The sequence below is a fragment of the Sulfurimonas paralvinellae genome (genome assembly GCF_014905135.1).
In the GTDB taxonomy this organism is placed as follows: Bacteria; Campylobacterota; Campylobacteria; order Campylobacterales; family Sulfurimonadaceae; genus Sulfurimonas; species Sulfurimonas paralvinellae.
Map to the genome: position 1 here is coordinate 1,068,859 of NZ_CP041406.1, position 13,783 is coordinate 1,082,641.

General features: G+C 40.5%; 13 protein-coding genes. All 13 read right to left on the bottom strand.

Annotated features, from left to right (window positions below):
* Nucleotides 1-2 precede the first annotated feature (2 nt).
* Genes FM071_RS05575 through FM071_RS05635 form a run of 13 tightly spaced genes read right to left on the bottom strand, consistent with a single transcriptional unit; the run spans nt 3 to nt 13,782 of the window.
* Nucleotides 3-1,187, bottom strand: a complete 1,185-nt coding sequence (locus FM071_RS05575; protein WP_193109696.1) for a saccharopine dehydrogenase family protein — start codon at nt 1,185-1,187, stop codon at nt 3-5.
* Nucleotides 1,184-3,376 carry a patatin-like phospholipase family protein gene (locus FM071_RS05580; RefSeq protein ID WP_193109697.1) on the bottom strand — a complete coding sequence of 731 codons (2,193 nt, stop codon included), beginning with the start codon at nt 3,374-3,376 and terminating at the stop codon, nt 1,184-1,186. Before FM071_RS05580 ends, FM071_RS05575 begins: the two co-directional genes overlap by 4 nt.
* A gap of 13 nt (nt 3,377-3,389) precedes the next feature.
* On the bottom strand, nt 3,390-3,761 hold the full coding sequence (locus FM071_RS05585; RefSeq protein ID WP_193109698.1) for a diacylglycerol kinase: 372 nt from the start codon (nt 3,759-3,761) through the stop codon (nt 3,390-3,392).
* The gene (locus FM071_RS05590) at nt 3,748-5,577 is read right to left on the bottom strand and encodes an MFS transporter (protein ID WP_193109700.1); all 1,830 of its coding nucleotides are present in this window, start codon (nt 5,575-5,577) and stop codon (nt 3,748-3,750) included. Before FM071_RS05590 ends, FM071_RS05585 begins: the two co-directional genes overlap by 14 nt.
* Nucleotides 5,577-6,293, bottom strand: coding sequence for a DUF695 domain-containing protein (locus FM071_RS05595; RefSeq protein WP_193109702.1), 717 nt, complete (start codon nt 6,291-6,293; stop codon nt 5,577-5,579). The genes FM071_RS05590 and FM071_RS05595 overlap by 1 nt, the downstream gene beginning before the upstream one ends.
* Nucleotides 6,294-6,348: 55 nt before the next feature.
* Nucleotides 6,349-7,185 (bottom strand): M90 family metallopeptidase, encoded by an 837-nt coding sequence (locus FM071_RS05600; RefSeq protein ID WP_193109703.1) that lies wholly within the window; start codon nt 7,183-7,185, stop codon nt 6,349-6,351.
* Nucleotides 7,182-8,099, bottom strand: a complete 918-nt coding sequence (locus tag FM071_RS05605; RefSeq protein WP_193109705.1) for an EI24 domain-containing protein — start codon at nt 8,097-8,099, stop codon at nt 7,182-7,184. Before FM071_RS05605 ends, FM071_RS05600 begins: the two co-directional genes overlap by 4 nt.
* 46 nt (nt 8,100-8,145) lie before the next feature.
* Nucleotides 8,146-8,844 carry a 2,3-bisphosphoglycerate-dependent phosphoglycerate mutase gene (locus tag FM071_RS05610; protein WP_193109707.1) on the bottom strand — a complete coding sequence of 233 codons (699 nt, stop codon included), beginning with the start codon at nt 8,842-8,844 and terminating at the stop codon, nt 8,146-8,148.
* A complete protein-coding gene (lipA, locus tag FM071_RS05615; RefSeq protein ID WP_193112037.1) occupies nt 8,841-9,674 on the bottom strand; it encodes a lipoyl synthase in 834 nt (277 codons plus the stop codon). Before lipA ends, FM071_RS05610 begins: the two co-directional genes overlap by 4 nt.
* Nucleotides 9,664-10,245, bottom strand: a complete 582-nt coding sequence (gene lipB / locus FM071_RS05620) for a lipoyl(octanoyl) transferase LipB (protein WP_193109708.1) — start codon at nt 10,243-10,245, stop codon at nt 9,664-9,666. The genes lipA and lipB overlap by 11 nt, the downstream gene beginning before the upstream one ends.
* Nucleotides 10,242-11,558 carry a dihydrolipoyl dehydrogenase family protein gene (locus tag FM071_RS05625; RefSeq protein ID WP_193109710.1) on the bottom strand — a complete coding sequence of 439 codons (1,317 nt, stop codon included), beginning with the start codon at nt 11,556-11,558 and terminating at the stop codon, nt 10,242-10,244. Before FM071_RS05625 ends, lipB begins: the two co-directional genes overlap by 4 nt.
* Nucleotides 11,559-11,561: 3 nt before the next feature.
* The gene (locus FM071_RS05630) at nt 11,562-12,812 is read right to left on the bottom strand and encodes a dihydrolipoamide acetyltransferase family protein (protein ID WP_193109711.1); all 1,251 of its coding nucleotides are present in this window, start codon (nt 12,810-12,812) and stop codon (nt 11,562-11,564) included.
* Nucleotides 12,805-13,782, bottom strand: coding sequence for an alpha-ketoacid dehydrogenase subunit beta (locus FM071_RS05635; protein ID WP_193109713.1), 978 nt, complete (start codon nt 13,780-13,782; stop codon nt 12,805-12,807). Before FM071_RS05635 ends, FM071_RS05630 begins: the two co-directional genes overlap by 8 nt.
* Nucleotide 13,783 lies beyond the last annotated feature (1 nt).

A 13,783-nucleotide genomic window follows, 5' to 3' on the forward strand; every position in this document is an offset into this window, starting at 1 on the left:
AACTACTCCAACTCTTTAATCTTCCAAGGAAGTCCTTGCTTGTTGAGTTCATCCATGAACGGATCCGGATCGAACTCTTCCATATTATGCACACCCTCTTTATACCAGATCTTCTCAAGCATCAGCTTTGCACCTATCATGGCAGGTACACCCGTTGTATACGATACCGCCTGAGATTTCACCTCTTTGTAGCATGCTTCATGGTCGCTTACCTGATAGATGTATATTTTTCTCTTCTTGCCGTCTTTTATGCCTTCTGCAACAATTCCGATGTTCGTTTTTCCCTTTGTACGAGGTCCCAATGAAGCCGGATCTGGAAGTAGTGTCTTTAAGAACTCCATTGGAATAATCTTTTGTCCTTTATGTTCAACCGGTTCTATACCAAGCATGCCAACATTCTCCAAACACTTCATATGCGTGAGATAACTCTCGCCAAAGGTCATGAAAAATCGGATGCGTTTGAGTCCTTTGATATGCTTCACAAGCGATTCCATCTCTTCATGATAGAGCAAATAACTATCTTTTGGACCAACTTCAGGATAGTCCCAGACCATTTTTATCTCCATCGGCTCTGTCTCTATCCACTTACCGCTCTCCCAATAACGCCCGTTAGCACTTACCTCACGTAGATTGATCTCCGGATTGAAATTCGTTGCAAAAGGATAGCCGTGATCACCGGCATTACAATCAAGTATATCGATTGTGTGAATTTCATCAAAGTAGTGTTTTTGGGCATACGCACAAAAGACATTTGTCACACCAGGATCAAAACCACTACCAAGCAGTCCCATAATACCCGCTTCAGCGAAAGCTTCATCACGAGCCCACTGCTCTTTGTACTCAAATTTCGCCTCATCAGGATGCTCATAATTCGCTGTATCGAGATAATCGACACCACACTCTATACAGGCATCCATAATACTCAAATCCTGATACGGCAGTGCTACATTGATGACAATATCTGCTTTATACTCTTTAATCAGCTCTACAATCTCCTGAACATTGTCTGCATCAACAGAAGCTGTTTTTATTACTACATTAGTAATCTCATCTGCAATCACTTCACATTTGGATTTCGTTCTGCTTGCCAGCACAATCTCTCCAAAAACATCTGCATTCATCGCACATTTATGTGCGACAACACGACCAACACCGCCTGCACCAATAATTAACGTTGTTTTTTTCAAAATTTCTCTCCTAAATATAAATAAAAACTGTCATTTCTTGAGTTTGCCCGTCCATAGGTAAAATAAAAAGCTCCTAGAGGGGTATCAGCAGCTACAAATATCGAACCCGAAGATTTCAGATCAGATGCATGCAAATGCTTTCCTTCGTTCCAAGTTGTTCCGCTCTCTAAAGTGGCACCTGCATAAAGAGGCATACCTAAAGAACCAAAAAAACCGCCATTTTTAATGCGGTATCTGTACATGGCACTGGCAAAGGCAACATTATTTCCTGCAAATTTGTAGCGTTGATAGCCGGATAAGTTAAACATTCCGCCAAGTTCAAACTTATCATAAACTGTAACCTGCCCTGCTGTTTGACTTTTAATATTTGTCTTTCCCAGCTTTGCATTAAGAATGAATGTATTATCTTTGTATGTCAAGGGCTTTTGAATTTTCCCGTATAACTGTTCATAATCATAATCGCTGCCCCATGCTTTTGCATCTTTTTTGAAGTTCACTTCTCCCAAGGCACCACTATTTGGAAAATTATAATTATCTAAACTGTCATATAAAAATATCAGATTGAGCTGTCTCGCATTAAATTTCTCTGAGTAATCAAAAACAGCGACGTCAGATCTATCTCTGTATGCTGCAATATTCAGTTCTGTTTTAAAACTGCTTGTCAGGTTGGCACCAAATGCCAAACCACCGCCATATCCTGTACTTTTAAGCTCTTGATTTCCAAGAGAATCTGTTGGAACAACATAGGTCATCTTTTCATATGAGAGAAAAGGCCTCAGGTAAAACATCTGCATATAATCGATCGGTTGATAAAACTCTGTCATATAGTGCTGTTTCTTACCTATTTCCAAAGAAGTTCGCCACTCTGCACCCAGACTGTTGATACCGTACATCATATACCCTGCTTTGAGACTGTAAGACGAGTGTCCATTAAAATCATCATCTAAAGCTATGGAGAAAAGCAGATCACCATGATTATTCCAACTTGGAGTCGTTGTGATATGTAAGATATTTCTGCCATTTTTTTGAACTACTTTATAGCTAACACTGTCAAAAACAGTCAAATGATAAAGAGCCAATATATCCTCACGCAGCATGGTGTCATTTAATGGCATACCGACCTTTTGTCGAATGTGTCTTTTAATGATTTCATCTGAGAGATATGTATCGTTTTCAATTTCAATTGCATCAATAACCAACTCTTTTGCCTGATGTTTCATGCGGTGTTTCGCTCTATATTTTGCATATGCCTCTTTGCTTACAGAGAGAGTCTGAAGTTTTTTTTCACTTTTAAGAGCCTCCTGATAACCGGCTTCAACGATAGCTGCATAGTGCTCAACATCAAGTCCAGAGTACGATTTCAGCTGCGGAACAATGAGAATATCTTTATCGCTGAGTAGCTTTAAGGATTCATTCGCATTTTTACGCATGAGTATATCAACAAGCTGTCCCATAACAACCAAGTATGAATCCACATCAAGCGTCTCAGAAAAGTTCTCGCTCACATCGACTGCAATAATTATATCTGCACCCATTTTACGTGCTACATCTATGGGAATATTATCACTGACACCGCCATCTATCAGATCAATTCCATTGATATTTATTGGCTGTAGGCCTCCTGGAATCGCACTTGAAGCATAAATGGCCTTCGCAAGGGAGCCTGACTTGAGCACAACAGCATCCCCATTTTTAATATCCGTCGCAACTGCCCGAAAAGAAATGGAAAGTTCATCAAAATTTTGAATATCTTTTACATTGGATGTTAATTGATCAAAGTACAAAAGCAGCGGTTCTCTTTTTAATACACCGGTAGGAAAAACAAGTTCATTTTCTGCATTTACACCAACTCCCATCTTTCCTTGATATGTGTAATCCAATTTTTTTCGCTGCATAGGAATCTTTTCACGATCAAAATCAGCTTTGATATAGTGGTTCCAATCCGTTGTAACAAGCATCTTTTCCAACTCTTCAGGTGTCTCTCCTGCTGCATAAAGTCCTCCCATAAAAGAACCCATACTTGTTCCGATTATCATATCGATTGGGATGCGATTTTTTTCAAGCACCTTCAATACGCCGACATGCGCACCGCCCCGTGCACCGCCGCCACTAAGAACAAGTGCTATTTTTGGGCGATCTTGTGCGAACAGGATAGAGCCAAGCAAAAAAAGAAGAAGAAAAAATTTCAAAAAAGCTCCCTGTTTAGACTATCTTAAATGCCACCAGTAAAACAGCACTCCAGATAAGCACCATCACTATGAGGCTCAATAGTACCAGTGTCGCACCTGCATCTTTTGCCTGTTTTGCCAAAATATGATAATCCGTTGTTACCAGATCAACGACACGCTCCAAAGCAGAATTTGCCACTTCTGCCAGGATTGGAATGAAAAGTGAGAGAAACAGTATGCTCGAATACCCAAAACCAATAGGTAATATCCATGCCACAGTTCCCAAAACAGCCAGCATCAGCAGCTGCCACTTGAACGATGTCTCATTTTTTACAATATCAATAAAACCCTCTACAGCATACATCCCGTTTCTAAAGAGATTATGCTTTGGTTTATTTAGCTTCATACTTTTCCTTCATCTTCAAAATAAGCTCATGCAGTTCATCACTTGTCGTCTCTTTTGGAAGCGGTTTACCAAAATAGACATCTATCACCCTGCGTTTAAATAAGTTAAGTTTAGCATTTTTCGGTTTATATTTTGAAAAAGAGCTGCCAAAAATACCGCTGTTTATATAAAATGGCACTATTACGCCATCATAATCTTTCTCTATAAGCTCATAACCCTTTTTAAAACTGCCTAGCTCTCCTGTTTTTGTTATCTCTCCCTCTGGAAATATACCGACAATACGACCGTTTTTAAGTCTTGCGTGAGCCTCTTTGAATGCATCTTTAAAGCCTTTCGGCGAAACAGGAATAGCTTCTCCTGCTTTAAAAAAAGCATGAAAAACTCTCCAGTGGTATATCTCTTTGTCCATCATGTAGTTGATTCTTCGACGAAGAGGCAGCTGCAAAATGATCCAGTCTAACCAGCTCACATGATTACCAAGCAAAAGCACGGCTTTATCATCAGGTATATTTTGTAATCCATGATAAATATACTTATGTCGTAATGAACCAAGTAATCCCATAACAGCCCAAAAAACATCAACATAATAGCGCTTAAAAAGTAGGTAAGAAAGATAAATACCGACAAGACCCATCAGATAAAAGAGTATCTCCGCATTCATTCCAAAATAGGCAAAAAGCGTTGTCAGCACCAAAAAAGAGAACATAAAAATGTTCTGTATAAAATTATTTGCCGCGATAATCGTTCCTAAATGAATAGAAGATGCCAAATGCTGTATGCGGGCATTGAGAGGTACAAGAAGAAATCCTGAGAGTATGCCAAAAAGTGTAAAAGCAAAAGCGATAACTGACATAGAGTGTAAAAATGGAATTGAAAATACCAACAGAGTGATACCTATAGCACCAATACCGCTGAGACCTGTGTTTATGTAGTACTTTGAAAATTTCGCGGCCATGATAGAGCCAATGACAATTCCGATACCGGCAAGTGCCATCACTCCCTGCACATAGATTGTATTTGTTACACCAAGTTCATCTTTTGCATATTCGCCAAATATTGCTAAAACAACTTGAGAAATAGACCAAAAGAGACCAAGCGCGATGATCGCTTCATAGACCTCTCTTTTTCGCGTGACCGTTTTGAGGTTCTTCACCAGATAAAAACCACTGAGATACTTTCGCATATGGAATTTCTTTACACAAACGGTATGCATTTTATTTGGCAGTTTTGAAGCCATAAACCACTCTATGACAGAACTGCCGACCAGCAACCAGCCTATTGGAGCGATAGCTTCAAGAATGGCATCTTCTGTGAGTAGTGTATCATTGTACATACCTTCAAACAGCACTGTATAAAAGATGATACCGCCTAAGATAGCGACAGTGGTGACAGCCTGAACAGCTCCGTTTCCGCCACTGATGTATTTATCACCAAAGAGCTCTTTGATATAGCCGTATTTTGCCGGACCATAGATGGCACTCTGCAGAGCAAGAACAAATGTCAGTGAAAAAGCAAGTAAAAAATGACCGTGATAATAGGCATAGGTGATGCCCAAAGTGATGACAACAGCAAAAAGCGCCGCATATTCCATAATCTTGTTTTTTGGAAATCTGTCAGCCAAAAATCCCGAAGGCGAAAAAACGAGAATGAAAGGAAAAAGAATGAGTGCATTGATGATTGCCGTCAAAACTATTTGCGTAGGACCGTCATAAACTTTAAAAACAGTATTTTGTATGATGATCTTATGCCCGAGATCGGTAAAAGCATTCAGAAAGACTACCAGCAGGTAGTTTATGGAACCGACAATCTTAAACATCAATCCTCACAAGCGAGTGTTGTGCTCCAACCCTCGTAGTAGCCTTTTTTATTTTGAAGCATTTCAAAGAGTTCTTCAACAGCCGAAGCAACTGCCTCTGCCGTTACAGCATGCTCTTTTGTCAAAGCAATGCCGTTTTCAAACTCATCAGAACTGATCTCATCTTTAAAGATGAAATTTTCCTGCGTGAGGCTATCTAAAAAACGCTCTTTTTGTGTTGGTGTATCAAAAGAGATATAGTGTTCAACGATGCGGGGAGTCTCTAAGTTGTCTCCCTCTTCTTCTAAAAGGTAGATGATCTTTGCGCTCTGCATATGTGCGACTTCAAGCTCATTTGGCGTGAGATTTTTATAATGAAAATCCCATTTTGAATCTCTCACAACACTACTTTCATATTTATAGCCGCTATCTTTTAAGATGGCATCAACCTGAGCAGTGAGCCCTTTTGAATCAGCAGTATAAAAATAAAGTTCACTCCAGCCGTCAACACTGCGGCCGCCGACATATTTTGCCTTTTCATCATGCTCTAAAGCAATGATAAGCGACTCTTTGAGTTCAAGATACTCTTCAAAGCCATTTTGAGCCTCATTTGCCGCATCAAATTTGATAAAAACACTCAAAAGCCAGTCATACCGCTGTGAGTATCCATAAGCACTGCTGTCTATCTCAACTATTATTTCATTGCCATCTTCAACACGTCTAAAAAAATCTCTCATTACCACTCTTCATTATTTAAAATTCTCTTATTATACTCAGAGTTTGCTAAAGTTCTTATTGCACAAGCTCTGCAGTGTTTATCTTGTAAAAATCTTGAAGTTCTTTATAGAGTTCTGGGAAGTGTTTTTTCAGGCTGTGCGGAGATTCAAAAAAGCGTTCTGTGGCAACGGCAAAGAACTCTGCTTCATTGGTTGCGGCGTAAGAGCCAAGCAGTTTGTATTTGCCCCACTCTCTGTTTTTTAAAGCCACATTATTGAGCTTTTTAAAGTCACCAAAGAGTACTCGGCTCCACTCATCATATTTTGAGCGCTCTATTGGAGGAATACCGTCTATCTCTCCGTCCATAAAGTCTATCTCATGCGCAAACTCATGCACTATGACATTATCATGACGCAGATGATAGGCCTCTTTTTTTGCATCATGCCAGACAATGATGACCGTATCATTTGCAGACTGCCCGTCAATGAGAAACTTCTCTTTTGTGTAGATGCCGTTGGTTGCCTGTACATTCTCAAAAGCAACAGCATTTGGATAGATAATGATGGTCTTTAGATTGTCATAGCAGTTCGTGGTCGTTTTATGTAAAAGAAGCAGACAGGCATAGAAGGCTATGATAACCTTCATCTCATCTGTCACTTCAATATCAACACCGATGAACTCTTTTGTATTTGTAAAAAAAGTGATGGATCGTTCAATCTTGGTTTTGTCTTCTTGCGTAAGCCTATTGTAATGCGGTGTTGCTTGCAGATATTTTCTATATTCTTCTTTAAAAGGCTTGGCTAAGAGTTTTTGGATCCGTTTCTCTTCCCTTACCTTTAAGAATATCATAAGAGTGAAGATGAAAAGTCCAAGCCCTCCAAAAACCAGTAAAAGAGCTAAGTAGTAGCTCATGAATCTCTTTTTTCTTTGAGATAGTAAAACATTGCAAGTTCAGTAAAATATGGACCAAAAACGTTAAATACAGGTATAAAGTTAAAAAGCGAGCCTATAAAAGTCAGCCCCCAGATGGCACCTTTATACTCTTTTAGTTTTTCTTTGTCTACTTCTCCATAAACAAATGCCGCTGTATCACATGCAAGTGTGTCTTTCATCAGCCATATCCAGAGCCCGACCAGAATGAAAAAGTTAATGACAGGAATAAACAATAAAGGGAATGAAATGATGGAAGCTACCGTAAAAATAAGCGTATCTTTGATGGTTTGTGTAATGGTTTTATATTCATATTCATCATACATTCTGTCATACGGAAAATGTCTCTCTTTGACGCGCTGTAAAAAAGAACCTGAATAAGCACTTGTAACAAAGATAATGGAGACAATAATGCCTGTATAGATGATATAGAAGCCTATGAGATAAGCCAGCCCTTTTTCTATCGTTTCAAAAGGCAGCCATGTTAAGAGTTTTAAAAACTGTGCATAGATATAGCCCCCTTCATAGAACCAGACAACTCCCCAAAAAGCTGCACTTGTCAGCCCGATGTAGAGTGTAAGCGAAGCATATTTTTCCCGCTGTACTTTTTCCATGATCAAATTGCCTAAAAAAGCAAAGACCAAAGCAAAGGTAACAAGAACAACCTGCAGCCATAAAAAGGTAGAGAGCATCCATGCACCGTTGGAACGGATCAAAGAAAACGGTATGTACGTCAAAATAGAACTGCTAAATGAGATAATAGGATTCCATAATATGATACCTATTACAATCCATACTACACTGATTATAAGGCCGCCAAGCATAGCGAACTTCATTGTCTTTGCCCGAAGTATCTCTTTAAAACCAAATATTACCGCATCAAAAAAATCTTGCATCTGTTTTCCTTTATATTTTTAGATTATAACAATAAAAGGCTCTCTTTTAGCCTAAAAGTATCTCTTTTTTATCTATTTGTATCTCTGTTGTAAAAGTATAGACGATGATCTCACCTGTTGGTATCTCAAGTTTTACGACATCTTCTTCACTTATCTGCTCAAGATGCATTACAAGTGCTCTTAACGAGTTTCCATGGGCAGAAACGAACACGGTTTTATCTTTTTTCAACTCTTTTTGTATCGTCTCTTGAAAGTATTCGACAACTCTTTTTTTCGTATCTTTCAGCGATTCACTTATCGGCAGCAGCGCTCTTTCAAATGTCGCATATTTTGCATCCCTCCAGACGACACGGCTGTCGTTTTCATCAAGTGGCGGCGGAGGCACATCATAACCGCGTCGTACAGCCAAAAACTGTTGTTCTCCATACTCCTGCAGTACCTTTGATTTGTTTTGTCCCTGCCATGCACCGTAATGACGTTCATTGAGCTTATATGAACGCAGTGAGTCAATATGTTCCCACTCAAGCTCACGCAGAGCTATCTGTGCCGTATGAATGGCACGTTTAAGCCAGGATGTAAAACAGATATCAGGGTAGATGCCGTTTTTTTTCAACAGCCTTCCCACATCCTGTGCCTCTTTTTCACCCTGTGGACTCAATGCAACATCTGTCCATCCGGTAAAAAGATTTTCTTTATTGTAAACACTCTGCCCATGCCGTACAAGTACCAATCGTGCTTGTTTCATCTTCCCAACTCCTCTGCAAAATACGAACTTCTAACAAGTATTCCGGAAGCCACTGCATCAAATCCCATAGCATAGGCTTCTTCTTTTATAGCATCAAAAAACTCTTGAGAGTAATATTTTTCAACTTTATGATGCTTTGATGTCGGCTGCAAATACTGCCCAAGCGTCAGTTCACTCACACCTACATCCAACAGCTCACGCATACTATAGCGTAGCTCATTCTCAGACTCTCCAAGTCCAAGCATCAAAGAGGATTTTACTCTTAAGTGACTTTTTTTAGCATAATACTCCAAAACTTTTAATGAACGGTCATAATCGCTCTGAGGCCGTACACTTTTACTCAGCCTTCTTACTGTCTCTTGATTGTGCGCAAGTTTATATGCACCGCTTTGTATGACAATATCCAAAGCCTTTGTATCATAATGGAAATCAGGTGTTAGGAGTTCTATCTTGATATCTGGATTTTTCTCCTTAACAGCCCTCACGCAGTCAGCAAAATGCCCTGCTCCATAATCTTTGAGATCATCTCTGTCAACAGAGCTAATAACGACATATTGAAGTCCCAACTCTTCTATGGCATTGGCAAGTTTTTTTGGTTCATCTGCATCGACACTCACGCCATGTCCGGTTTTGACATTGCAAAAAGTACATGCCCGAGTACACACATCACCCAAAATCATAAACGTAGCACTACTTCTTTCATAACACTCGGCTCTGTTTGGACACGCTGCTGCCTCACAGACCGTCATAAGCTCATTTTTTTGCAGTATCTTCTGCATATTTGCCACAAACTCTGGATGAGGTGCTTTTACCTTTGGCTTAAACTGCATCACCAAAACTTTTCTTTATCATCATTATAAGTTCATCATTGACCTGCTCTTGCGTGAGATTGACTCCTTCAGCTTTGAGTGAAGTTGGTACAATACCTTCAAGATTGCACGGGCTTACCTGAGAGTGAAAATTCAGATCGACATCAACATTGAGTGCTACACCATGCAGTGAAACTCCCTGTGAATAACGAAACCCCAAAGAAGCGATTTTTCTGTTTTGTATATAAAAACCAGGACGGCCTTTATTATATGTGACTGCTGATAGATTTTTCATAAAGAAATCTTCAAAAGCATTGAGAACTTTTTTATAAAAAACCGCAGGATTTTGCACCAAAAAACAGAAGTAAAAAACAGACTGTCCAGGAGTATGGCAGGTAATGGAACCACCTCTGTCACTCTGTACGACACGAACATCAAAACTCTCTTTCGTATCACTGCCAACCGTAAAAACATTGGGATGTGAGCAGAGAATGAGGTGGTTCTGTTTATCATACAACGCCCGTGTATGAATCTCCTGCATACGCTCTCTTGCGTGAGTATATTCTATCTCACCCCAATCATGTAGTATCATAACTTGTAAAATGTTCTCTCTAAGGCTTCTGAAAATGTCGGATGAGCCAAAATAGTGCGTTTTGCCTGCTCTTTGTCCATCTCTCCTGCCAAGCTCATAGCGACCATAGCGATGAGTTCTTCAGCGTTTGGAGCCAATATCTCAGCACCCAAGATAAAGCCCTCTTCATCGACATAACTTACCATCAAACCTTTGCCGGCATGATTATAGACCGAGTATGTAAACTGGTTGAGTGTCACCAAACTCTCTTTGCAAGCTATCCCCTCTTTTTCAAGCTGACCTTTTGTTTTTCCAACCTCTGCATAACTCATTGGCAGTGTATGAATGAACTTCACAACATGTTCCAAATTCAATGCACGAGGATCGTTTCCAAGTATCTGCTGCGTAACATTAAGCGCCTGAGCACGTGCTGCATGAGCAAGTTGAAGTTTACCATTACAGTCTCCAATGGCATAATGCTGCGCCAAAGTCGTCTCAAAAAAAGCATCTGTTTTTATACCGCGTTCAACGACAATATCCTCACACGCAGCAACATCAACATTCGGTTTTCTTCCCGTTGCGACAAGCAGCATCGGCATATAGATACTTTTACCATCTTCAAAGGTGATATGCACTCCTTTTTGAGTGCTTTTTGCTTTTATAATAGGATGGTTTTCCAACAAAATAACGCCAAGTTTTTCAAGCTGTGTTCGTACAGCCAAAGAAATAGAGGCGTGAGCCTTGGGAAGCAGACCTTCCTTTCTGTTGATGAGTGTCACTTCCACACCGGCAGTCGCAAAAAAACTCGCCATCTCTAATCCAATAGCCCCAACACCATAAATAGCCACTTTTTTGGGCAGCTCTTTTAGGTTTAAAACACCGTCACTGCTGATGATGTCCTTTTCATTGAGTTCAATACCATCAGGTACAAAATGATGCGAGCCTGTTCCCATGACAATATATTCAGCCTCTAAAGTTTCACCGTTTACGTTCACTTTATGAGGAGCAACAACCTTACCCTCTCCTTCTATCAGCTCAATATGAGAACACTGCTTCTGCAGCACTTTTGTCACACTTTTTAGCAGGGCATCTTTTTTCTCAAAGAGTGTGTTCATATCCAATTGCAGTGAACCTTTTAAAATCTCATTTTTGGATTCATAGACGACATTAGAGTAGTGTAAAAACATCTTGGACGGGATACACCCCTTATGCAGACAAACCCCGCCAAGCTGATTCATATCTTTTTCAATCAAAGCTACTTTTTTTCCATTTTTCGCCGCAACGATCGCCCCTGCGTAGTTAAGTCCACCGCCAATATAAATAATGTCATACATGTTTCAATCCTTAAAGTTCAAAGGCTCACGCAACTCTTTTTTAACATCGTTCATAAAAAGTGCCGCTTCATAGCCGTTAATGAGTCTATGGTCTGCCGTGAGAGTAATACTAATTTTTCCATCTTCAATGCCTCCAATGGCCATAATGCCGCTCTCATCTCTGTTTATCATCGCATCAAATCGCTTCACGCCAAGCATTCCCAAGTTTGAGATTCCAAACGAGCCGCCCTGCATATCTTCTGCACTAAACGATGAAGATTGCAGCTTCTTTTTAAACGCGGCAAGCTGTTTAGATATCTCATCTATCGTCAGTTTGTTAGCATCTTTAATAACAGGCATATAGAGGTTGTTATCATCTGCTACGGCGATGGATAGTGAAGCATTTGGCGCAATGCTAATGGCATTTTCAAGCAGTTTTGCACGAAAATTCTCATGCTGCATCATCACTTTGGCAAATATTTTTACAAGCCATGCTGTAATACTATGCTGTGTATGTTTTTCTAAAAGTGCGGCATCAATACTCTCATAGATATGAAAGGTTGGTTTTGCTGCCGAAGCCGTAACATTTAAAATGATAGCTTTTTGCATAGATGTCAATGCTTTTGGCAGACTTAGTTCATTTGTGTCGATGTAGTGCTGTACCTCATCGCTATCTATCTTATGATCAAGTACGAAGAGTGAACTATCGAGATGATACGCTTGTAAAAGCTTACGTGCTTTTGGTGTAAAATAACGCTCTTTGGCATAAGCATCTACATCTTCAGCATGCACTGTCTGATTTGCATTCTTTGTCATTACTTTTGCTACATCTACACCAAGTGCCGCCGCCTTTGCTCTGGCTTTTGGAGAGATACCGCCTTTTAAATGCACTGCTGTATGGCCTGATTTCACTACTGCGTGAGGCTCTTCTTTTGGTTCCTCTTTTACAGATGCTACGGTTTCTTGAACCTTCACTTGTTTCACTACAGGTTTTTCTTTCGCTTCCACTTTTTTCGGCTCGTGAGCTTTACTCTCTTTTGCACCGGTATCAATCCGTGCAATCACACTACCGACAGGCACTGCATCACCCTCTTTGACATTCACTTCAGATAACATGCCAGCTTTAAAGCTCTGCACTTCCATAATTGCCTTATCACTCTCCACCTCAGCGATAACATCACCGACATTCACATGCTCACCCAGATGCTTTTTCCATGCGATGAGCTTTCCCTCCTCCATAGAGTCAGAGAGTTGAGGCATCACTATCTCATACATCGTTTTTCCTGCCCCACTCTATAACATCTTTTGCGATAGAGTCCGGTGTCGGAATGCTTGCAAGTTCAAGTGTTCTGTTGTAAGGAATCGGCACATCAGCACCTGCTAAACGCAGCGGCGGTGCATCAAGGGCATAAAAGAGCTCTTCTGCCGCCCATGAAACTATCTGCGCACCATATCCACCCGTTTTATGATCCTCTTCGACCATCACCAAACGGGATGTCTTTTCTATGGAAGCTTTGAGCGTTTCATAGTCCACAGGATTGAGCGAACAGAGATCTATCACTTCACAGGAACATCCAAGCTCTTTTTCTATCTCAGGAACTGCCGTCATCACATCATCGACCATCTTCAAGTAACTCACTATTGTAACATATCTTCCCTCTTTGGCAATGCGCGCTTTAAAAGGGTCAAGCTGCTCATCAAAGTTCACTCCTCCCTTTTTATTGTAAAGCAGTTCATGCTCTATAAAGATATACGGGTCATCAGAGAGTATGGCATGTTTAAGTGCATGATAAGCATAGTTCACATCACAGACACTCAGTACACGAAGTCCCGGTACTGCGCAGAGCATCTGCTCATAACTTTCACTGTGCTGCGCTGCGAGTTGCTTACTCACACCTTGTGGGAAACGCACCACCATAGGCAGCGTAATTTTGCCGTTACTCATATAACGCAGTTTTGCCATATGGTTGATGATTTGATCAAAGGCTAAAAGTGAAAAGTTTCCAGTCATTATCTCCGCCACAGGTCGCAGTCCGCCTATTGCCATGCCTACCGCATTTCCAACGATACTGAGTTCCGCTATCGGTGTGTCCATAACCCGCTTTTCACCATACTTCTCTACAAGCCCTTCAGTGACACGAAAACTCCCACCATATAAGCCTACATCTTCGCCAAGTGTCACCACTGTCTCATCAAGTGCCATCGCTTCATCATATGCTCTGTTCAAAGCTTCACGGTATAACATT

What these genes read in the sequence shown, in the direction of transcription:
- FM071_RS05585 (WP_193109698.1), bottom strand. Translation starts at nt 3,761, where the DNA reads ATGAAGCTAAATAAACCAAAGCATAATCTCTTTAGAAACGGGATGTAT.
- FM071_RS05610 (WP_193109707.1), bottom strand. Translation starts at nt 8,844, where the DNA reads ATGAAACAAGCACGATTGGTACTTGTACGGCATGGGCAGAGTGTTTAC.
- FM071_RS05635 (WP_193109713.1), bottom strand. Translation starts at nt 13,782, where the DNA reads ATGTTATACCGTGAAGCTTTGAACAGAGCATATGATGAAGCGATGGCA.
- FM071_RS05590 (WP_193109700.1), bottom strand. Translation starts at nt 5,577, where the DNA reads ATGTTTAAGATTGTCGGTTCCATAAACTACCTGCTGGTAGTCTTTCTG.
- FM071_RS05630 (WP_193109711.1), bottom strand. Translation starts at nt 12,812, where the DNA reads ATGTATGAGATAGTGATGCCTCAACTCTCTGACTCTATGGAGGAGGGA.
- FM071_RS05600 (WP_193109703.1), bottom strand. Translation starts at nt 7,185, where the DNA reads ATGAGCTACTACTTAGCTCTTTTACTGGTTTTTGGAGGGCTTGGACTT.
- FM071_RS05605 (WP_193109705.1), bottom strand. Translation starts at nt 8,099, where the DNA reads ATGCAAGATTTTTTTGATGCGGTAATATTTGGTTTTAAAGAGATACTT.
- FM071_RS05625 (WP_193109710.1), bottom strand. Translation starts at nt 11,558, where the DNA reads ATGTATGACATTATTTATATTGGCGGTGGACTTAACTACGCAGGGGCG.
- lipB (WP_193109708.1), bottom strand. Translation starts at nt 10,245, where the DNA reads ATGATACTACATGATTGGGGTGAGATAGAATATACTCACGCAAGAGAG.
- lipA (WP_193112037.1), bottom strand. Translation starts at nt 9,674, where the DNA reads ATGCAGTTTAAGCCAAAGGTAAAAGCACCTCATCCAGAGTTTGTGGCA.
- FM071_RS05595 (WP_193109702.1), bottom strand. Translation starts at nt 6,293, where the DNA reads ATGAGAGATTTTTTTAGACGTGTTGAAGATGGCAATGAAATAATAGTT.